Genomic DNA, 18,783 nt, shown 5'->3' with positions numbered 1-18,783 from the left:
TCGCACGCGTCCCGATGCTGAAGCTGGATCACAAAGCCAAACTCCTTCTGCTGGTCGCGGCCGCGGCGCTCGCGGGCGCTTCGCCCGTGCTAGCGCTGGATGATGCCAAGCCGTCGAAGCCGCTCAACCTGCTTTCCTTCGCCCGTGCCCGCGCGCCGGGACCGCAGAAGCCGCATACGCCGATCCCGGGTGACAATGCGTCGATGCGGGCGACGGCGTGGGCGGCCGAAGATAGCGGCCCCGCGATCACGGGCGCGGTGCCGGCTTCGGAGACGCCTGCACAGGCGCCAGCCCCGGCGCCCGCACGTCCGGCCAAACCCGGCAGCGTCACGGCGCCGCCGAAGCCTGCACCGCCGCAGGCTGCCGTGCCCGCCGATAACGAGGTTGCCCTGTTCTGCAGCAACGTGGCTGATCCCGCCGTCGATGCGAGGCTCGCCTGGCAGGTCAAGGAACTGGAGAAGGCCGAGACCCAGCTCCGCGAGCGGATCGCCGAGGTCGAGGCCAAGCGCGCCGAATACGAGAAGTGGATGGCGCTGCGCGACGACTTCCTGAAGAAGGCCGAGGCGCAGGTCGTCGAGATCTATTCGCGAATGAAGCCGGACGCCGCGGCCACCCAGATCGCCGGCATGTCGGACGAGACCGCTGCAGCCGTGCTTGCCAAGCTCAGCCCGAGGAGCTCGAGCGCAATTTTCAACGAGATGGACACGGCGCGCGCCGCGCATCTTGCCGACGTGCTCGGCGGAATGCGCCGCGTGGATGATGGAAAGACCAAATAGATGAAGAATCTGATCCTCATCCTCTCGCTCCTGATGCTTGCCGGATGCGTCAACGACCCGGCCGAGGTCCTGACCGGTCCGCGATTGTCGCCGGTCGGCAGCGGCCTGAGGACGCAGGCCGATCCGATCCCGGTGACGCCCCGCGTGCGCACGCCCGTCAGCTACCGCTCGACCTGGGACGACGGCACCGACCTCTACCGCGATCCCCGCGCGCGGCGCACCGGCGACGTCGTGACGGTGATCATCTCGATGCAGGACAAGGCCAAGCTCGACAACAAGACCGACCGCTCGCGCGATTCGCAGATCAAGTTCGGGCTGGACTGGCTGATGGACGTCGCGGGATGGGTCGACAAGGGACAGACCACCGCCAACCTCAGCACCAACACCCAGATCAAGGGCAACGGTCAGATCGATCGCACGGAGGACATCAAGCTGTCCATCGCCGCCATCGTCACCGACGTGTTGCCGAACGGCAATATGATGATCAGCGGCTCGCAGGAATTCCGCGTCAACACCGAGATGCGCGTGCTCAATGTCGGCGGCATCGTGCGTCCGCGCGACATTTCACGAACCAACACGATCTCCTACGACAAGATCGCGGAGGCGCGCGTGTCCTATGGTGGTCGCGGAAATCTGTCTGACGTGCAGCAGCCTGGATGGGGACACCGGATCTATGACACCGTGGCTCCGTTCTGAGGTTCGAACCGGCATGACCGCGCCGCGAGGGCAGGGGACGTCATGCGCTTGATTGCGGCTATCGTGGCGCTGACCCTGGTCGCGATCGGTGTGGGCGCACTTGCGGGCCTGCATCTGTTTGCGGCCGCCGAGCGCGTCGCCGACGCGAAGAACAACGCCGCGCCGCCGCCGATCGCGTCGAGCTACGCCGGCAGCGCCCGGCTTCGAAAGCTGTCCCCGATCGTGACCAATCTCGCCGCGCCGGCCAACAACTGGGCCCGCGTCGAAGCCTCCATGGTGACCGAGAGCATGAGCGACGAGGATGCCGGCATCCTGGCCGCCCATATCAGCGAGGACATCGTGACCTATCTGCGATCGTCCTCGGTCGCGCAATTCGAGGGATCGCGCGGGCTCCAGCATCTGCGCGATGATCTGACCGAGCGCGCCAATATCCGCTCGTCCGGCAAGGTCCGCGAGTTGATCATAGAGACGTTGGTGATCCAGTGAGAGTGAAAGTCCTGCTGCTCGCGTTGCTTCTTGCCGTGCTGCCCGAAGTGGCGCTCGCCCAGATCCCGGACCTCAACTCGCTGCTGCCCCCCGGCAACGGCTCGACCAGCGGCCGCATCATCCAGCTGATGGCGCTGATCACGGTGCTGTCGGTGGCGCCGGGGCTGCTCATCATGGTGACGAGCTTCACGCGATTTGCGGTGGCGCTGTCCTTCCTGCGCTCCGGCCTTGGCCTCCAGACCACGCCGGCCAATCTGGTGCTGGTCAGCCTTGCGCTGTTCATGACCTTCTACGTGATGGCGCCGACCTTCGACCGCGCCTGGGAGACCGGCGTCCAGCCTCTCATGAAGAACGAGATTTCGGAGGAAGAGGCTTACCTGAAGATCACCGATCCGTTCCGCGAGTTCATGCTGGCCCATGTCCGCGACAAGGATCTGCAGACCTTCGAGTCGCTTGCCGCCGAAAGCTTCCGCAAGAAGTTCGACGACAAGCGCATCGATCTGCGCGTGATCATTCCGGCCTTCATGATCTCCGAGCTCAGGCGTTCCTTCGAGATCGGATTCCTCATCATGCTGCCCTTCCTCGTGATCGACATGATCGTGGCGACGCTGACCATGTCGATGGGCATGATGATGATGCCGCCGACGATCCTCGCGCTGCCGTTCAAGATGCTGTTCTTCGTGCTGATCGACGGCTGGAACCTGCTGGCCTCCGGACTGGTGCGGTCGTTCTCGTAAGCGCCGCGATCGCCGGTCGGTCGGTTATGGTTAGCGAGAAGTACCGGCTTATGGTTACCGGAGGGTAATGGTAACCATATGATATTACTACGAAATTCAAGCCGATCTTAATCTCGGCGCAAGATTCGACGTGCTAGCAATGCGGCACGGCGGGTTGGACCCCACCCATATCAGTCCAAAGGCATGATGCCGCCCCTCCGTACCGGTGAAAGCCCGGTATGTCCCCTCGTGAAAATGTAACGCGTACATAAAGGGACATTCGCAATGTCAAGCCTGCTTACGAACTCGACCGCCATGACCGCGCTCCAGACCCTGCGGTCTGTCAGCTCGCAGCTCTCCACCACGCAGACCCGCATCTCCACCGGCCAGCGCGTGTCGACCGCTTCGGACAACGCTGCCTATTGGTCGATTGCGACGTCGATGCGCTCCGACAACGCCGCGCTCTCCGCGGTCTCCGACTCGCTCGGTCTGTCGGCCGCGACCGTCGACACCGAATACACCGCGCTCAATACGGTCATCGGCGACAAGGACTCCGGCCTGACCAAGCTCCAGGCGCTGCTGGTCGAAGCCAAGACCGCCGGTATCGACCGGACCAAGATCCAGGCCGACGTCAGCCAGATCCAGGCGCAGCTGCAGTCGACGGCGGACTCGGCGACGATCAACGGCATCAACTGGCTGAGCATCGATACCTCGACCGGTTCCACGGCTACGCCGACGAGCTTCAGCCTCGTGTCGTCGTACTCGCGTGTCGGCAGCACGCCCACCATCGGCTCCATCACGGTGACGACCGCCACCTTCGCGCTCTACACCGTCAACGGCGCAACCAAGACCGGCATCCTGGACACGGTGACCGGCAACAGCACGACCGGGTTCGCGTCGGTCGCCACGCTCGCCATCGGCTCGCTGACCGACTCGGCAACGGACCAGGCTACGCTCGATGGCTACATCGCGCAGGTCACCGCCGCGATCGGCACGGTTGCCTCGGCCGCCGCCAATCTCGGTGCCGTCAAGAACCGCATCTCGACCAACACGGAGTTCGTCAAGAACCTGATGGACTCGGTGGATCGCGGCATCGGCCAGCTCGTCGACGCTGACATGAACCAGGAATCCACCCGCCTTGCGGCCCTCCAGGTCCAGCAGCAGCTCGGCGTTCAGGCGCTCTCGATCGCCAACAACAGCAGCCAGAGCATCCTGTCGCTGTTCCGCTAAACTTCAGGTCATCTGGAGGAGGGCCGCGCTTCACGAGAAGCGCGGCCTTTTTTTGCGTGACGCCATGTCCACGCCATGATCCAGCTCGGTGTTGCAACTGAGACACGGAGCCACAAGCCTCGCACAAGCTTCGGCGGGTAACCTCACCGCTACGACAGGTTGGGTCCTTCACACGCATTTACGTGGCCCAAAGGCATGACGCCGCCCTGCCGTACCGGTGCAAGCCCGGTATGTCCCCAAACTCAATTCAATCGTCAAAGGGACATCAAAAATGGGTTCTAGCCTTCTCACCAACTCGTCTGCAATGACCGCGCTGCAGACCCTCCGCAACGTCAGCTCGCAGCTCGCGACCACGCAGAACCGGATTTCGACCGGCCAGCGCGTCTCGACTGCCGCGGACAACTCGGCCTATTGGTCGATCGCGACGTCGATGCGCTCCGACAACGCCGCGCTCTCCGCGGTCTCCGACTCGCTCGGTCTGTCGGCCGCTATGGTGGACACCGAATACACCGCTCTGAACACGGTCATCGGCGACAAGGACTCCGGCCTGACCAAGCTCCAGGCGCTGCTGGTCGAAGCCAAGACCGCCGGCATCGACCGCACCAAGATCCAGTCGGAAGTTTCCCAGATCCAGGGGGATATGAAGCTCAAAGCCGATGCGGCGACCATCAACGGCATCAACTGGCTGAGCATCGACACCTCGACCGGTTCCACGGCCACGCCGACGACCTTCAACCTCGTGTCGTCGTACTCGCGTGTCGGCGGTACGCCCACCATCGGCTCCATCACGGTGACGACCGCCACCTTCGCGCTCTACACCGTCAACGGCGCAACCAAGACCGGTATCCTGGATACGGTGACCGGCAACAGCACGACGGGCTTCGCGTCGGTCGCCACGCTCGCCATCGGCTCGCTGACCGACTCGGCAACGGACCAGGCCATTCTCGACGGCTACATCAACCAGGTCACCGCCGCGATCAACACGGTTGCCTCGGCCGCCGCCAATCTCGGTGCCGTCAAGAACCGCATCGCGACCAACACGGAATTCGTCAAGAACCTGATGGACTCGGTGGATCGCGGTATCGGCCAGCTCGTCGACGCCGACATGAACGCGGAATCGACGCGCCTCCAGGCGCTTCAGACCCAGCAGCAGCTCGGCGTGCAGGCGCTCTCGATCGCCAACTCCAACAGCCAGAGCATCCTGTCGCTGTTCCGCTAAGCTTCAAACCATCGGCAGAGGGCCGCGCTTCGCGAGAAGCGTGGCCCTTTTCATTTGGCTGGTCGGGCGCCATGACTTTCGCACCTCGCCCCTCGTACCTTGATTTGACGCACCCTGTTGCGGTCCGGTCACGGAGCCACAAGCTTCGCACAAACTTCGGCGGGTAACCTCACCGCTACGACAGGTTGGGTCCATCACACGCATTTCCGTGGCCCAAAGGCATGATGCCGCCCTGTCGTACCGGTGCAAGCCCGGTATGTCCCTAACAATACAATCTTCAAAGGGGCGTCAAAAATGAGTTCCAGTCTGCTCACCAACTCGTCTGCAATGACCGCGCTGCAGACCCTCCGCAACGTCAGCTCGCAGCTCGCGACCACGCAGAACCGGATTTCGACCGGCCAGCGCGTCTCGACCGCCGCGGACAACTCGGCCTATTGGTCGATCGCGACCTCGATGCGCTCCGACAACGCCGCGCTCTCCGCGGTCTCCGACTCGCTCGGTCTGTCGGCTGCGATGGTGGACACCGAATACACCGCTCTGAACACGATCATCGGCGACAAGGACTCCGGCCTGACCAAGCTCCAGGCGCTGCTGGTCGAAGCCAAGACCGCCGGTATCGACCGGACCAAGATCCAGTCGGAAATCACTCAGATCCAGCAGGATATGCAGCTCAAGGCCGACTCGGCGACGATCAACGGCATCAACTGGCTGAGCATCGACACCTCGACCGGTTCTACGGCCACGCCGACGAGCTTCAACCTCGTGTCGTCGTACTCGCGTGTCGGCGGTACGCCCACCATCGGCTCCATCACGGTGACGACCGCCACCTTCGCGCTCTACACCGTCAACGGCGCAACCAAGACCGGTATCCTGGATACGGTGACCGGCAACAGCACGACCGGGTTCGCGTCGGTCGCCACGCTCGCCATCGGCTCGTTGGACGACTCGGCGGCTGACCAGGCCATTCTCGACGGCTACATCACCCAGGTCACCGCCGCGATCAACACGGTTGCCTCGGCCGCCGCCAATCTCGGCGCCATCAAGAACCGCATCGCGACCAACACGGAATTCGTCAAGAACCTGATCGACTCCGTGGATCGCGGCATCGGCCAGCTGGTCGACGCCGACATGAATGCGGAATCGACCCGCCTTCAGGCGCTTCAGACCCAGCAGCAGCTCGGCGTTCAGGCGCTCTCGATCGCCAACCAGAACAGCCAGAGCATCCTGTCGCTGTTCAAGTAGGCCTCGGCTTTGGAAACGACCGTGCTCCCACGGGAGCACGGTCTCCGCCATGAACGGCGGATATGACGGCACAAGATGTGCCCGCAATCGATCCCCTGACGCCAGATATCGAGCGACACACCGCGGCCGATCACGCCGCTATACAGCCGGCTGTGCACCTGTTGCCGATACGCACGGCAGCGTCACCGATTTCTTGTAAATTTACCACGCCTCGCCCGCGAACGGACACATTCGTTGTCTCGCGCAACCTTCAGACAAGGTTGGCAGCGGAGTGTCCTCTACGTTCGCATTGGTACGAGGTCATATGCTGTTCAGTCGTGCGCAGATACAGCAACTGCTCAACAATCTGCTGGAGCTTGGGCCACGACGCCTGATGGCCTTGGGGCTGATCGGCTTTGCCGTTCTCGTCACCGTCGTCGGCGGCGCGTACTATCTGAGCCGGCCTGAATTCGAGACGCTCTATACCGGCCTCACCCGCGAAGACGTGACGCGCATGGGCGCGGCGCTGCGCGAGCAGAACATCGCCTTCGACGTCAATACCGCCGGTGACGCCGTCTCGGTGCGTCCGAGCCAGACCATGCAGGCGCGGATGCTGCTGGCCGAGAAGGGCCTGCCGACCAGCGCCAATTCCGGCTACGAGCTGTTCGACAAGATCGGCTCGCTCGGCCTGACCTCGTTCATGCAGGAAGTGACCAAGCTGCGCGCGCTCGAGGGCGAGATCGCGCGCACCGTCCAGCTGATGAAGGGCGTGAAGGCGGCGCGTGTGCACATCGTTCTGCCGGTGCGCGGTTCGTTCCGCGCGACCCAGCAGCCGCCTTCGGCGTCGGTCGTGCTGCGCACCGACGGTGCGATCGAGGCGCGCACGGCTCAGTCGATCCGCCATCTCGTCGCGGCCGCCATCCCGGGCATGAGCCGCGACAAGGTGACGGTGCTGGATGCCGACGGCTCGATGCTGCTCGCCGAGGAGGACGAGGCGAGTGCGGCGCCCACCAAGATGGCGAGCCTGCAGAAGACAGTCGGCGGAATGGTGCAGGAGAACATCCGCAAGGCGCTGACGCCGTATCTGGGCCTGGACAATTTCGAGGTCAGCGTCGCCCCGCAGCTCTCCACCGACAAGCGGCAGACCAACGAGACCGTCTACGATCCGGAGGGGCGCGCCGAACGTTCGGTGCGGAACGTGCGCGAGAAGGAATCGTCGCAGAACGCGGACCGTTCGCAGCCGACTACCGTGCAGCAGAACCTGCCCGATCAGCAGGTGAACTCCGGAGGGGGCAAGAACTCCAGCGAGGACAAGACCCGCCGCGAGGACGTGACCAATTTCGAGGTCTCGTCCAAGACCACGACGACCGTGAGCGACGGCTATCTGGTCAAGAAGCTCTTCATCGCCGTGCTGGTCAACCGCGCGCGTCTGGTCGCCGATCTCGGCGACAAGAGCAACCAGGCCATCGTCGACAGCAAGCTCGCCGAGATCAGCCAGCTCGCGGCGACCGCCGGCGGGTTGGACAAGGCGCGTGGCGACCAGATCCAGGTCACGGCGGTCGACTTCATCGAAGGCTCGCGCGAGCTCGCGCCGGTGCCGCCGATCAGCTTCGTCGAGATGATCAACAAGCAGCTCGGCAGCGTCATCAACGCGGTGACGATCCTGGCGGTCGCCTCGATGCTGGTCTGGTTCGGACTTCGGCCCGCGGTCAACGGCATTCTGACCCATCGGGCGGCGCAGGAGCAGACCGAGGCGGCCGAGGCTGCCGAGCTCGAAGCCGCTGCGGCCCTTGCATTGACCGAGAGCCAGGATCCCGAGCTCAATCTCGTCGAGGATCTCGAAGGCAAGATGCAGCGAACACCGCAGAAGCGGCTCGAGCAGATTGTCCGGCTCGATCAGGCGCAAGCGGCAGCGATCCTTAAAGACTGGATGCGACGCGAGGAGGCGGCATGAACGCGGCAATCGGAAAACTCCTGACGCAGTTCGATGCGAACGGCCGGGTCAAATCGCCGCCGCCTCCGCCGCCACCCAAGATCCAGGACGTGCTGACGAGGCCGAAGGAGGCGCGGCGCGAGCCGCAACCGCAGGCCCAGCCGCAGCGTCAGCCTCAATCGCAGCCGCAGCTTCAGCCGGCGCCTCCGGCGCCCGAGGCGGAAGCGCCGCCGGTCAATCTTCTCGACGATGCCTATCGTCGCGGCCATGCCGCAGGCGTCGCCGAAGGCGATGCCAGGGTCGCCGAGGAGCGCGTCCGCAGCGCGATCCGGCTCGGCGAGGAACGCTCCAAGTGGTCCGACCAGCAGGCCGCCGCGATCGTCGGCGGCTTCGAGGCGGCGTGCCGCGAGATCGAGACCAACATCGCGAGCTCCGTCGCGCGCATCCTGCTGCCTTTCCTTGCCGATGCGGTCCGCGACAAGGCGGTTGGATCGCTGGTCGAGCAGATCGCGGCGCTGACCGGCAATTCGCCGGTGCCGGTGTTCAAGGTCACCGGCCCGAGCGAGCTGCTCGACCTCGTGAGGACCCAGCTCGAAGCTAGCAGGCGCACGGGGGTCGAATATGAGGTCGCCGAGACTTCTGAGGTCCGCGTCGTCGCCGACCAGACCGTGATCGAGACGCAGATCACAGCCTGGGGCGAACGCCTGAAGGAAGCGCGCCGGTAGCAGCCATGGAAGAGGTCAAGCAGGAGATCGTCATCGTCCGCCGGCGCAGCGCCTTCGCGGAGGAGGCGCATCACGGCGGCGTCTGGAAGATTGCCTATGCGGACTTCATGACCGCAATGATGGCGTTCTTCCTGGTCATGTGGCTGCTCAACGCGCTCAACCAGGATCAGAAGCAGGTGGTCGCGAGTTACTTCAACCCGATCAAGCTCGCCGAGAATGCGCCGGCGCCGAAAGGTCTGAAGGATCTCACCAAGAAGGAGCCGACCACGTTCGACGGCCAGGAGGGCCGGCGTCAGCCGGGTGGGCCGAGCGAGGAGCGTCGCGGTGACTCCCCGACGGCCGAGAAGCCGCCGTTCTACGAGGAGAAGGTCCTGTTCCGCGATCCCTATGCGACTCTTGCCGAGATCGCAAACAACGCGAACGAGGCCTCGGGCCAGCGCCGCGCCGGCTCGCTGACATCAGCCGAAGAAGACGGTCTAAAGGGCGGCGACGCCTACCGTGATCCCTTCGATCCCGGCTATTGGAAGTTGGCGCCGCAGGCATCGAAGGACGCGGATCGTATCATCGAGAGCGAGTCGAAGCCCAACCCGTCCGCGCGCGACAACGCGTCCGGCGCGGGGCAGGGCGAGCCGCAGGCGCGCCGCGCCAAGGCGGATGATGCCGGCGGAAGCATCGCTCCGAATGCGGATGCGTCGTCCGCGAGCCTGTCGCCCCTGCTGCCGCCGGGGCCCGCGCCGTCGCAGTCGTCCCGCGACGGCAGCGCCCAGGCGAACGCGCAGCCCGGCGCGCAGGCGCGTCCGAACGACGCGAAGAAGGAGTCCGACCCGCGCGAGGCCGCGCAAACGCAGCAGCCGACCGTCAAGCAGCTGCAGTCCGCGATCGCCGATGCGCTGTCGGACATCAAGGCCGGTGCGGGACCGGTCGCCGAGGTGCGCCAGGTCGAGGAAGGACTGCTGGTCAGCTTGACCGACGATGCGAGCTTCGGCATGTTCGCGGTCGGCTCGGCCGAGCCGCGGCCCGAACTCATCCGGGTGATCGACAAGATCGGGCCATTGCTGACGAAGCGCCCCGGCATGATCATCGTCCGCGGCCACACCGACAATCGGCCGTACAAGTCGGAGAACTATGACAATTGGCGGCTGTCGACCGCCCGCGCGCAGATGGCTTACTACATGCTGGTCCGCTCCGGCGTCGATGCACTGCGAATCGAGCATGTCGAAGGTTATGCCGACCGGCGGCCGAAACTTCCCAGCGACCCGGCGGCCGCGCAGAATCGCCGGATCGAGATTCTGATCCGGGAGAAGCGTCCGTGATCAGGCCGCTCCTCTGCGCTGCCCTGTTGGTGGTGTTGCCGCCGATGGCGGCGCCCGCGCTCGCCGATCCGGCGCCGGTCCCCGCGTCGACGTCGAGCGAACCGTATGAGCTCGTGCGTGCCTTGCAGGCGGTGCAGGACGGTATCGCCAACGGCGACACCGCGGCGCATGGCAGCCACATCGCGCTGATCCGGCAGATCGGCGAGAAGTTTCTCGCTGCCGACGCGAACGTGTGGAGCAATCCGCAGAACGGACAGGCCGTCGTCATCTACCTGCTCAGCGGCGGCGCTCCGCAACTGGTCCGCAAGCTGCCGCGCGACAAGATGAACGTCGACGGTCGGCTGTTCGATGGCGCGCTCGCCTATGTCGAGGGTCGTCAGGACGAAGCGCGCGAGCTGCTCAAGGACGTCAAGCCGCGAACGATTCCGTCGGGCCTGGGCGGACAGGTTGCGCTGGTGCAGGGCGCGCTGTTCGCGCGCACCGAGGCATCGCTCGCGATCGAGCGGCTGGACGATGCGCGTCTGCTCCTGCCCGGCACGCTGGTGGAAGAGGCGGCGCTGCGGCGCGAGATCCTGCTGGTCGGGCAGGCTGAGGATTTCGACAAGTTCGAGTTCCTGACGCTCGCCTATATCCGCCACTACCGCAACTCGATCTATGCCGGCGATTTCTGGCAGCGCTTCTCCACAGGCCTGACGCAATCCAGCCTGGCGCTCGACGAGCGCCGCTTTGCGCGGATCGCCGCCCTGCTGGAGCAGATCGACCGCGCCAGCCGCATCAAGCTTCATCTCGTCCTCGCGCGCAACGCGATGCTGCGTGGACGGATGGCCGTGACCCGGCTGGCCGGCGAGCGTGCGCTGGCGCTCAGCGCCGATGCATCGGTGGAGCGTGAACGTGCGCATTTCTTCCGCGGCGCCTCGCGGGCGCTCACCGACGAATATGACGGAGGTCTCGCCGAGCTGAAGGCGCTCGACCGGTCGAAGCTGCCCGAGCGCGATGTAGCTCTGCTGAATGCGACGTTGCAGCTCGCGCTCGACGTTCGCAAGCCATTCGCGGGCGGCGCCGCCGCCACCGCCGACAAGCCTCCTGCTACGCCGGCGCGCCTCGATCTCGCATCATCGACCGCGACGCTCGCGCGCGCGCAGAAGCAGCTCGGCGAACTCGAACTCCTCGCCAAGGATCGCCGCCCATGACCAAACTCAGCGGAACCTCCGGACAGCTCTTCTCGGGGCTCGCCGAGAGCCTGAACATGCGCGGTACGTCGCGCTCGGCGAAAGCGGGGGGGACGAAGTCGCAGGCGGATACCTCGTTCAACGATCTGCTTCACACCGTCTCGAACCTGGCGAAGCGGGCACTCAACGACGAGGCCGGCGACACGACCGTGAAAGCCGGAACGCTGCGCGCGCGCCTGGCGCATCAGTCCGGGAAGGACGACACGGTGGACGATCGCACCGAGGCGGCCGACGAGGCCAAGTCCAGTCACAAATCGTCCGATCAGAAGACCGATCAATCCGCGGAGACGCAGAATCCGGTGGACGCTGCCGCGAAGACGGACGTGACGAACAGGTCGAGCATTCCGGTGATCGTCGGACAGCAGCTCGCCGTCGCGCCGGCCGTGAAGTCACAGGTGCAGTCGCCGGCTGGCGAGGAGAAGGACGCGTCCGCGCGCGACGAGCGCTCCTCCACCTCGAAGGGGGAGATTCCGGGTACGGGCATGGCCAAGATGGCCGCCGCCGACTCTGCGCCGACGGCTGCCGCTCCGGTCGGTGCGCGTTCGCAGGCGGCAGCAGCCGCGCAGCAGGACAACGAGGATCCGTCAAAGGCATTGCCCGCAACGTCAGGCTTCGAGGCCGTCACGGCCAATGTCGAACGCGCCGTCAAGGCCTCGGCCCGGGACGCATTGCCTGAGGCCACCAAGGTCACCGTGGTCCAGCAGGAGACCCATCTGCCCCCGGCGCAGTTCAACGCTCCACAGCAGGTCGCCAATGCGGTGATCACGGAGCTGAAGGAATCCGCGGCGCCGACGGCATCGTCCGCAGCCCCTGATCTCGCCGGGGCCCAGACCAATGCGCCGGACCAGCCGGTCAAGATCCTGACCGTCAACCTGGAGCCGCCGGCGCTCGGCAATGTCACCGTGCGCCTCCGCCTGGTCGGCTCGGAGGTCTCGATCCACCTCGCGGCCGAGCGCAAGGACACGAGCCAGATGCTGGACCAGCAGCGCGACTCGATCCGCGATCTGATGCAGTCGGCCGGTTACGTCGCCGACGTCGCGCCCGTCCAGCACGGCTCGCTCGATGGATTCCAGAGCGGCTCCGGCCAGTCGCAGCCGCAGCTCCCGGGCCAGCAGCAGTCATCCTCACAGTCGCAAGGCACGTTCGGCGGTGCCAGCTCGTCGTCGGGACAATCGGACGGCGATGCGAGACAGGCCCGGCAGGAGCGCCAGTCCAACCAGGAGACGCGTCATGACCAGGACGTGGCGCCGCAGATTCGTCGCGGCCCTGTTTATCTGTAACGCCGGCGCCGCGGAGGCCGCCGCCGACAGCGCGCGCCCGTGCGAGCGCGAGATGGCGCGCGCGGCCCAGCAGCACGGCATTCCGCTCGGCATTCTCTACGCCGTCGGCCTCACCGAGACCGGGCGGCGCGGGGCGCTCTATCCTTATGCGCTCGGCGCCGACGGCCAGACCGTGTTCGCCAAGGACATGAACGATGCGATCGCGAATTTCGAAGCGATGCGAGCCAAGGGCATCAAGCTGATCGACCTCGGCTGCATGCAGATCAACCACTATTACCACGGCGACAAGTTCACTTCGGTGCAGGCGATGTTCGATCCCGCCCGCAACGTCGACTACGCCGCGCGCTTCCTGAAAGAGCTGAAGCAGCGCGAGGGCAGCTGGACCATGGCGGTCGCCCGCTACAATGCGGGCCCCAACAACCAGCCGGCGCAGAAGCGCTATGTCTGTCACATCGTCGCTCATCTCGTCTCGAGCGGCTTCGGAGCCTGGACCGACAAGGCGCGCTCGTTCTGTCAGCCGAAAACGACCTGACAACATGAAGTTGTGCATGGTTCCCGACCATCAGCCCCGCGCAAGCAAGAACCCTCATTGTAGCTGCAACCTACCAAAGGAGCCCAATTCATGAGCCTGTATGGTGTTATGCGCACCGGCGTTTCCGGCATGTCTGCGCAGTCCAACAAGCTGTCGACGGTCTCGGACAACATCGCGAACGTCAACACGACCGGTTACAAGCGGGCTTCGACTGAATTCTCCTCGCTGATCCTGAAGAGCGGTTCGGGCAATTACGATTCCGGCGCCGTCGAGACGACGGTTCGCTACGCCATCAGCGACGCGGGAAATACGCAGTTCACCACGTCGACCACGGACCTCGCCGTCCAGGGCAACGGCTTCTTCGTGGTCTCGAACGCAGCCAACACGCAGCAATATCTGACGCGCGCCGGCTCGTTCGTGCCGGACGCCCAGGGCAATCTGGTCAACGCGGCCGGCTACTACCTTCTCGGCCAGCCCGGCAACGTGACCAATTTCTCGCAGAACAGCCTGTCGGGCATGCAGATCGTCAACATCGCGCAGGTTTCGCAGGTGCCGGTGCCAACGACGGCGGGGACGCTCACGACCGGCAATCTGGATCCGACGGCGGCTGTCATCGCCGGTCCGCCCGGCCCGGCGTCATATTCATCGAAGAGCTCGATCGTGGCCTACAACAATATCGGCCAGGCGGTCACGCTCGACGTCTACATGTCCCACACGGCGACGGCCGCCGGTTCGGACACCTGGCAGGTTCAGGTCTATGACTCCTCGACCGGTACGTCGCTCGCCGCCGCCACCACTTTCACCTTCGATACGACCGCAACCGGCAAAGGCGCGCTGGCCGCGGCGAGCCCGACCGGTATGACCTTTACCGTTCCCGGCGGTGCGGCGATGACCCTGGACTTGTCGAACATGACGCAGGTCGGAACCGACTTCAGCTTCAAGGCGACCGTCAATGGCAGCGTTCCCTCGGACATCGACAAGGTTGATGTCGACGATACGGGCCACGTGACGGCGACCCTCAAGAACGGCCAGCAGTTGACGCTCTACACCATCATGCTCGCCGACGTCGCGAGCCCCGACAATCTGACCCCCGAGGCGGGCAACGTCTATTCGACCAACATGAACTCCGGCAACGCGCAGGTCGGGAATGCCGGCACCGGCGGCCTCGGCACGATCCAGTCCGGCGCCCTGGAAGACTCCAACGTCGACCTCGCGGACGAGCTCACCGGCATGATCGAGGCCCAGCGTGGCTTCACTGCGAACTCGAAATCGTTCCAGACCGGCGCCGACCTGCTCGACGTCGTCGTCAACCTGAAGCGCTGAATTCTTCAGCGCCCGTTCCGGGCAAGTGCAAATCATGTCCCTTACCGCCGCTCTCGACTCCGCCCGCGCTTCACTTATGGCGTCGGGGATCCAGTCCTCGACGATCTCGCGCAACATCGCCGGTGCCAGCACCGCCGGCTATTCGCGCAAGATCGCCGTGCTGGACAATCTTCCCGGGGCCGGCGTCTATGTGGCGGCGATCCAGCGCGCCGCGAGCTCGGGTCTCTACAACAACGTCTTGACCGCGACCTCGTCGTCGGCCAAGCAAAGCGCGATCTATGACGGTCTCCAGAAGATCGCAACTGCCACGGTGGACGATCCGGAGCTCGACCAGTCGCCGACGGCGCAGCTCAATGCGCTGAAGCAGGCGCTGCAGCAATATGCCAACGCGCCGGACAACACTACGCTGGCGCAGGCGGCGGTCACGTCCGCCAAGGACATGGCGACCTCGCTCAACGAGGCGACCAAGACCGTGCAATCGGTTCGCGAGGGCGCGGACGCCGACATGGCGACTTCGGTCGCCAACATCAACCAGCTCCTTACCCAGTTCGACAAGGTCAACAATGCGATCGTAAGGGGAACGATTTCCGGTGACGACGTCACCGACTATCTCGACCAGCGCGACAGCATCGTCTCGAAGCTCTCGGAGGAGGTCGGCGTCTCGATGTCGATCCGCGCCAACGGCGATGCTGCGCTCTACACCGACAGCGGTGTCGTACTGTTCGACAAGACGGCGCGAACGGTCAGCTTCACGGCTACCAACATCTATACGCCCGGCACCACGGGCAATGCCGTCTATATCGACGGCGTCCCCGTGACCGGCGCCAATTCGGTGATGCCACTGAAGTCGGGCAAGCTCGCGGGGCTCGCTCAGCTGCGTGACCAGGACACCGTCACCTATCAGAGCCAGCTCGACGAAATCGCGCGCGGCCTGATCAATACCTTTAAGGAGAGCGATCAGACCGCCGCGGCACTGCCCGACGTTCCAGGTCTCTTCACCTATCCCGGCGCGCCGGCGATGCCGGCGAGCGCCACCGTCTCGGTCGGCCTTGCCGGCCTGATCAGTGTCGCAGCGTCCGTCGATCCGGCCCAGGGCGGCAATCCGAATCTGCTGCGTGACGGCGCGATCAGCGGCAACGCCGCGTACAACTACAACACCGCCGGCAACGGCGGCTACTCGGCCCGGCTGCAGCAGCTCATCGGCGGCATGGATGCGGCGCAGCCGTTCGATGCAACCACGCAAGGCAAGCCGAGTGGCAGCCTGATCGACTTCGCGTCGTCGTCGACGAGCTGGATCGAAAACCAGCGAAAGACCGCCGACTCCAACGTCACCTACCAGAAGACGCTGCTCGACCGCAGCACCGCAGCGCTGTCCAACGTCAGCGGCGTCAACATGGACGACGAGATGTCCTTGATGCTTCAGGTCGAGCGCACCTATTCGGCCTCGTCGAAGATCATCTCGACCGTCGACGAAATGCTGCAGAGCCTGCTGGCTGCCGTGGGGAATTAAGCCATGATGAGCGCGAACTACATCTCGACCTTGATGCTGTCTTCGTCGTTGAGGTCCTCGATCACGAACAACCAGGCCGCGCTGAGCAAGGCGTCGACGGAAGCGACCACCGGCCGTTTCGCCGATGTTGGCCTCGAGCTTGGTGCCACCACGGGAGGCGACCTCACCCTGCGGGCAGACTGGAGCTTCGCCGATCAGCTCGTCGATACCAACGAGCTCGTCTCGGGGCGCCTCGACGTGACGCAAGCCCGGATCACCCAGCTCGGCACGACCGCAACGGACTTCCTCAAGGACCTGATCGCGGCCCGTAGTACCGACAACGGCGGGCGGATCGTCCTGCCGCCTGCGTCCGCCAACCTCCAGGATCTGATCGGCGCGCTGAACGTCTCCTATAACGGTTCGTATTTGTTCTCGGGCATCGACACGCAGAACCAGCCGGTCACGGCCTATGCCGCGGGCTCGGCCAGCAAGAACCAGGTCGACGCCGATTTCCTCGCGACCTTCGGCTTCTCGCAATCCTCAGCCAGCGTGGCCGGCATAACCCCGGCCCAGATGCAGACGTTCCTCGACACCACCTTCGATGCCGAGTTCGCCAGCCCGGCCTGGAACACCAACTGGTCGTCGGCCACCGACCAGGTCATGCAAAGCCGCATCTCCACGACCGAGATCGCCGATACGTCCGTTAGCGCCAACCAGACCGGCTTCCGCAAGCTCGCCGAGGCCTACACCATGATGGCGGATCTCGGTAACGCGAAACTGAGCCAGGAGACGTTCCAGGTCGTCGTGGACAAGGCCATCGGCCTCGTCGGCAGCGCGATCACGGACCTCGCCACGCTCGGCGGCAGCGTCGGCACGGTCCAGCAGCGGATCACCTCCGCGACCGACAAGCTCAAGGCGCAGCAGGACATTCTGAACAATCAGATCATCGGCATGGAGAAGGTCGATCCGACCGAAGCCTCGGTCCGGGTCAACACCCTGCAGACCCAGATCCAGACGGCGCTGGCGCTGACCTCACAACTCCAGAAGATCAGCCTCATCAACTATCTCTGAGTCAGAAGTTCGTTTCCGAGGTTCACGACCCTTGTCTTGTTATTCCGTTTCCTGCGCAGAGTGGTCCTGATGACGTTTGAAGCCTATGCATCGGTCGTCGACGAGAGCGGCTATGAGGCGAGAGGCCGCGAGCGGCAGGCGCTCAGTCTCGGCATCGATCGCCTCGAGCGGCTTCAGAAGGGACGCTACAGTTTCGAGGATCACGTCCAGAGCCTGCTCTATGTGCGCCGACTGTGGACGATCTTCATCGAGGATCTCTCGCATCCGGAGAACGGGCTTCCCGAGAAGCTGCGCGCGGAGATCATCTCGATCGGCTTGTGGGTGGTCAAGGAGGCCGACCGCCTTCGTGAGGAGAAGTCGAACGACGTCATGCAGCTCATCGAAATCAACCGCCTGATCCGAGACGCGCTCTAATGAAGATATCCTTGCGAGCTGGCGAACGGATCTACATCAACGGCGCAGTGCTGCGCGTGGACCGCAAGGTGTCCGTCGAGCTCGTCAACGACGTGATGTTCCTGCTCGAAGGGCAGATCATGCAGGCGTCCGACGCCACCACGGCGATGCGGCAGCTCTATTTCATCGTCCAGCTCATGCTGATGAACCCGACCGACGTCCGGGACGCTTCGGCGCTCTACGCGCAGCACCACGCGGCCTTGGTCGCGGTGTGCGAAAGCCGCGAGATGCTCGAGGGGCTTGCCGCGGTCGACGAACTGGTCGAGGCGACCCGCTATTTCGAAGCGCTCAAGCGGATCCGGGCGCTGTTCCCGGTGGAGCAGGCGATCCTGGCCGGCGCCACGGTCGTTTCCCCATTCCAGGCTGCCTGACAGCGGAGAGGCACATGAACGTCACCAGCGCGACCGACAGCACCAGCAAGTCGACCAGTTCGACCAGCTCCACCACAACCACGTCTGGCAGCGGCATCGACTACAACATGTTTCTCCAGCTTCTCATCGCCCAGATGAAGAACCAGGATCCGACCAACCCGACGGACACTTCGCAATATGTGAGCCAGCTTGCGCAGCTCTCGCAGGTCGAGCAGGCGACGCAGACAAATACGAAGCTGGATGCGCTGCTGTCGTCGCAGTCGTTGTCGCAGGCGGATGGGCTGATCGGAAAGACCGTGAGCTTCACCGACTCGACCGGAGCGACCTTCAGCGGCAAGGTCAAGTCGATTTCCATCAACAGCGACGGCTCCATCGCGACCCTCGAGGACGGCACGAAGGTTGCCGTCGGGCCCGGCCTCACGATCAGCCAGTCATGAACGAGCGGGACGCCCTCGACATCGTCCAGGCGGCGATCTGGACCATCATCGTCGCCTCCGGACCCGCCGTCGGCGCGGCGATGCTGGTCGGCACCATCATCGCACTGATGCAGGCCCTGACTCAGATCCAGGAGGTGACGCTGACCTTCGTTCCGAAGATCATCGTCATTCTCGTGGTCGTCGCCGTCTCCGGCTCCTTCATCGGCGCCCATCTCTCGACCTTCACCGAGATGGTCTATTCGCATATCGAGCGGGGCTTCTGAGCCGCGAGGCGGCCACCACC

The 18,783-nt window shown here is 64.6% G+C and carries 20 protein-coding genes; all 20 read left to right on the top strand.

What is annotated here, in order from left to right; genetic code table 11:
- Nucleotides 1-14: 14 nt before the first annotated feature.
- The 20 genes from XH79_RS42185 to fliQ all read left to right on the top strand — a co-directional run bounded on the left by XH79_RS42185 (nucleotide 15) and on the right by fliQ (nucleotide 18,763).
- Nucleotides 15-776, top strand: a complete 762-nt coding sequence (locus XH79_RS42185; RefSeq protein ID WP_271585558.1) for a MotE family protein — start codon at nucleotides 15-17, stop codon at nucleotides 774-776.
- The gene (gene flgH, locus XH79_RS42180) at nucleotides 777-1,472 is read left to right on the top strand and encodes a flagellar basal body L-ring protein FlgH (RefSeq protein ID WP_271585557.1); all 696 of its coding nucleotides are present in this window, start codon (nucleotides 777-779) and stop codon (nucleotides 1,470-1,472) included.
- 42 nt (nucleotides 1,473-1,514) lie between these two features.
- Complete coding sequence (locus XH79_RS42175) at nucleotides 1,515-1,958, top strand: flagellar basal body-associated FliL family protein (RefSeq protein ID WP_271585556.1); 444 nt, start codon at nucleotides 1,515-1,517, stop codon at nucleotides 1,956-1,958.
- Entirely contained in the window at nucleotides 1,955-2,695 is a 741-nt protein-coding gene (gene fliP / locus XH79_RS42170; protein WP_130365260.1) for a flagellar type III secretion system pore protein FliP, read from the top strand. The genes XH79_RS42175 and fliP overlap by 4 nt, the downstream gene beginning before the upstream one ends.
- A gap of 264 nt (nucleotides 2,696-2,959) precedes the next feature.
- The gene (locus XH79_RS42165; protein WP_271585555.1) at nucleotides 2,960-3,904 is read left to right on the top strand and encodes a flagellin N-terminal helical domain-containing protein; all 945 of its coding nucleotides are present in this window, start codon (nucleotides 2,960-2,962) and stop codon (nucleotides 3,902-3,904) included.
- Nucleotides 3,905-4,175: 271 nt separating this feature from the next.
- A complete protein-coding gene (locus XH79_RS42160; RefSeq protein ID WP_271585554.1) occupies nucleotides 4,176-5,123 on the top strand; it encodes a flagellin in 948 nt (315 codons plus the stop codon).
- Between the two features lie 294 nt (nucleotides 5,124-5,417).
- Nucleotides 5,418-6,365, top strand: a complete 948-nt coding sequence (locus XH79_RS42155; RefSeq protein WP_271585553.1) for a flagellin — start codon at nucleotides 5,418-5,420, stop codon at nucleotides 6,363-6,365.
- Between the two features lie 304 nt (nucleotides 6,366-6,669).
- Nucleotides 6,670-8,298, top strand: coding sequence for a flagellar basal-body MS-ring/collar protein FliF (gene fliF / locus XH79_RS42150; RefSeq protein WP_212339945.1), 1,629 nt, complete (start codon nucleotides 6,670-6,672; stop codon nucleotides 8,296-8,298).
- Nucleotides 8,295-9,002 (top strand): hypothetical protein, encoded by a 708-nt coding sequence (locus XH79_RS42145; RefSeq protein ID WP_212339944.1) that lies wholly within the window; start codon nucleotides 8,295-8,297, stop codon nucleotides 9,000-9,002. The genes fliF and XH79_RS42145 overlap by 4 nt, the downstream gene beginning before the upstream one ends.
- A gap of 5 nt (nucleotides 9,003-9,007) precedes the next feature.
- A complete protein-coding gene (locus tag XH79_RS42140) occupies nucleotides 9,008-10,315 on the top strand; it encodes a MotB family protein (RefSeq protein ID WP_271585552.1) in 1,308 nt (435 codons plus the stop codon).
- Complete coding sequence (locus XH79_RS42135; RefSeq protein WP_271585551.1) at nucleotides 10,312-11,505, top strand: chemotaxis protein; 1,194 nt, start codon at nucleotides 10,312-10,314, stop codon at nucleotides 11,503-11,505. Before XH79_RS42140 ends, XH79_RS42135 begins: the two co-directional genes overlap by 4 nt.
- A complete protein-coding gene (gene fliK, locus XH79_RS42130) occupies nucleotides 11,502-12,824 on the top strand; it encodes a flagellar hook-length control protein FliK (RefSeq protein ID WP_271585550.1) in 1,323 nt (440 codons plus the stop codon). Before XH79_RS42135 ends, fliK begins: the two co-directional genes overlap by 4 nt.
- Nucleotides 12,775-13,356 (top strand): transglycosylase SLT domain-containing protein, encoded by a 582-nt coding sequence (locus tag XH79_RS42125; RefSeq protein WP_271585549.1) that lies wholly within the window; start codon nucleotides 12,775-12,777, stop codon nucleotides 13,354-13,356. Before fliK ends, XH79_RS42125 begins: the two co-directional genes overlap by 50 nt.
- A 90-nt stretch (nucleotides 13,357-13,446) precedes the next feature.
- Entirely contained in the window at nucleotides 13,447-14,679 is a 1,233-nt protein-coding gene (locus tag XH79_RS42120; RefSeq protein ID WP_212339939.1) for a flagellar hook protein FlgE, read from the top strand.
- A gap of 34 nt (nucleotides 14,680-14,713) precedes the next feature.
- Nucleotides 14,714-16,189 carry a flagellar hook-associated protein FlgK gene (flgK, locus tag XH79_RS42115; RefSeq protein WP_212339938.1) on the top strand — a complete coding sequence of 492 codons (1,476 nt, stop codon included), beginning with the start codon at nucleotides 14,714-14,716 and terminating at the stop codon, nucleotides 16,187-16,189.
- A 3-nt stretch (nucleotides 16,190-16,192) separates the two neighbouring features.
- The gene (locus XH79_RS42110; RefSeq protein WP_271585548.1) at nucleotides 16,193-17,239 is read left to right on the top strand and encodes a flagellar hook-associated family protein; all 1,047 of its coding nucleotides are present in this window, start codon (nucleotides 16,193-16,195) and stop codon (nucleotides 17,237-17,239) included.
- A 69-nt stretch (nucleotides 17,240-17,308) separates the two neighbouring features.
- Entirely contained in the window at nucleotides 17,309-17,653 is a 345-nt protein-coding gene (gene flaF / locus XH79_RS42105) for a flagellar biosynthesis regulator FlaF (protein ID WP_212339936.1), read from the top strand.
- A complete protein-coding gene (gene flbT, locus XH79_RS42100; RefSeq protein WP_271585547.1) occupies nucleotides 17,653-18,063 on the top strand; it encodes a flagellar biosynthesis repressor FlbT in 411 nt (136 codons plus the stop codon). The genes flaF and flbT overlap by 1 nt, the downstream gene beginning before the upstream one ends.
- A gap of 14 nt (nucleotides 18,064-18,077) precedes the next feature.
- Complete coding sequence (gene flgD, locus XH79_RS42095; protein WP_212339934.1) at nucleotides 18,078-18,500, top strand: flagellar hook assembly protein FlgD; 423 nt, start codon at nucleotides 18,078-18,080, stop codon at nucleotides 18,498-18,500.
- Nucleotides 18,497-18,763 (top strand): flagellar biosynthesis protein FliQ, encoded by a 267-nt coding sequence (fliQ, locus tag XH79_RS42090; RefSeq protein ID WP_018641238.1) that lies wholly within the window; start codon nucleotides 18,497-18,499, stop codon nucleotides 18,761-18,763. The genes flgD and fliQ overlap by 4 nt, the downstream gene beginning before the upstream one ends.
- Nucleotides 18,764-18,783 lie beyond the last annotated feature (20 nt).

Origin of the sequence: Bradyrhizobium sp. CCBAU 45389, assembly GCF_028128625.1 — a bacterium.
Taxonomy (GTDB): Bacteria; Pseudomonadota; Alphaproteobacteria; order Rhizobiales; family Xanthobacteraceae; genus Bradyrhizobium; species Bradyrhizobium liaoningense_B.
Note: the sequence above shows the minus strand (reverse complement) of the source record. Positions and strands in the feature narration are given on the sequence as shown.

Coding starts and splice junctions, on each gene's coding strand:
- XH79_RS42185 (WP_271585558.1), top strand. CDS start 15: ATGCTGAAGCTGGATCACAAAGCCAAACTCCTTCTGCTGGTCGCGGCC.
- flgH (WP_271585557.1), top strand. CDS start 777: ATGAAGAATCTGATCCTCATCCTCTCGCTCCTGATGCTTGCCGGATGC.
- XH79_RS42175 (WP_271585556.1), top strand. CDS start 1,515: ATGCGCTTGATTGCGGCTATCGTGGCGCTGACCCTGGTCGCGATCGGT.
- XH79_RS42165 (WP_271585555.1), top strand. CDS start 2,960: ATGTCAAGCCTGCTTACGAACTCGACCGCCATGACCGCGCTCCAGACC.
- XH79_RS42160 (WP_271585554.1), top strand. CDS start 4,176: ATGGGTTCTAGCCTTCTCACCAACTCGTCTGCAATGACCGCGCTGCAG.
- XH79_RS42155 (WP_271585553.1), top strand. CDS start 5,418: ATGAGTTCCAGTCTGCTCACCAACTCGTCTGCAATGACCGCGCTGCAG.
- fliF (WP_212339945.1), top strand. CDS start 6,670: ATGCTGTTCAGTCGTGCGCAGATACAGCAACTGCTCAACAATCTGCTG.
- XH79_RS42145 (WP_212339944.1), top strand. CDS start 8,295: ATGAACGCGGCAATCGGAAAACTCCTGACGCAGTTCGATGCGAACGGC.
- XH79_RS42140 (WP_271585552.1), top strand. CDS start 9,008: ATGGAAGAGGTCAAGCAGGAGATCGTCATCGTCCGCCGGCGCAGCGCC.
- fliK (WP_271585550.1), top strand. CDS start 11,502: ATGACCAAACTCAGCGGAACCTCCGGACAGCTCTTCTCGGGGCTCGCC.
- XH79_RS42125 (WP_271585549.1), top strand. CDS start 12,775: ATGACCAGGACGTGGCGCCGCAGATTCGTCGCGGCCCTGTTTATCTGT.
- XH79_RS42120 (WP_212339939.1), top strand. CDS start 13,447: ATGAGCCTGTATGGTGTTATGCGCACCGGCGTTTCCGGCATGTCTGCG.
- flgK (WP_212339938.1), top strand. CDS start 14,714: ATGTCCCTTACCGCCGCTCTCGACTCCGCCCGCGCTTCACTTATGGCG.
- XH79_RS42110 (WP_271585548.1), top strand. CDS start 16,193: ATGATGAGCGCGAACTACATCTCGACCTTGATGCTGTCTTCGTCGTTG.
- flaF (WP_212339936.1), top strand. CDS start 17,309: ATGACGTTTGAAGCCTATGCATCGGTCGTCGACGAGAGCGGCTATGAG.
- flbT (WP_271585547.1), top strand. CDS start 17,653: ATGAAGATATCCTTGCGAGCTGGCGAACGGATCTACATCAACGGCGCA.
- flgD (WP_212339934.1), top strand. CDS start 18,078: ATGAACGTCACCAGCGCGACCGACAGCACCAGCAAGTCGACCAGTTCG.
- fliQ (WP_018641238.1), top strand. CDS start 18,497: ATGAACGAGCGGGACGCCCTCGACATCGTCCAGGCGGCGATCTGGACC.